Source organism: Flagellimonas flava (assembly GCF_050617915.1).
In the GTDB taxonomy this organism is placed as follows: domain Bacteria; phylum Bacteroidota; class Bacteroidia; order Flavobacteriales; family Flavobacteriaceae; genus Flagellimonas; species Flagellimonas flava_A.
In genome coordinates, this window is the sequence record NZ_JBODQE010000248.1 from 1 (window position 1) to 229 (window position 229).

1 protein-coding gene is annotated in these 229 nt (G+C 57.2%); it reads left to right on the forward strand.

Annotated elements, in window-relative coordinates; all coding sequences use genetic code 11:
- A partial coding sequence (locus ACRHOZ_RS21720; RefSeq protein WP_431130515.1) for an amidase family protein occupies positions 1-229 on the forward strand: 229 nt, incomplete at both ends.

Below are 229 nucleotides of genomic sequence, written 5' to 3' on the forward strand. Positions count from 1 at the left end.
CCCCAGGCACCCAAAGATCTGGCGGCCACGGTCGATATTGTCACCACCAGCGGCTCACCGATTTTCAAGGACTATCTGCCCAAACAAGATGCCATTGTCGTGGAGCGCGTGCGGCAATCCGGTGCCATTCTGATCGGTAAAACCAATACCCCGGAATTTGGCCTGGGGTCGCATACCTACAACTCCGTGTTCGGTACCACCGGCAATGCCTACCAGCCCGATCTGTGTG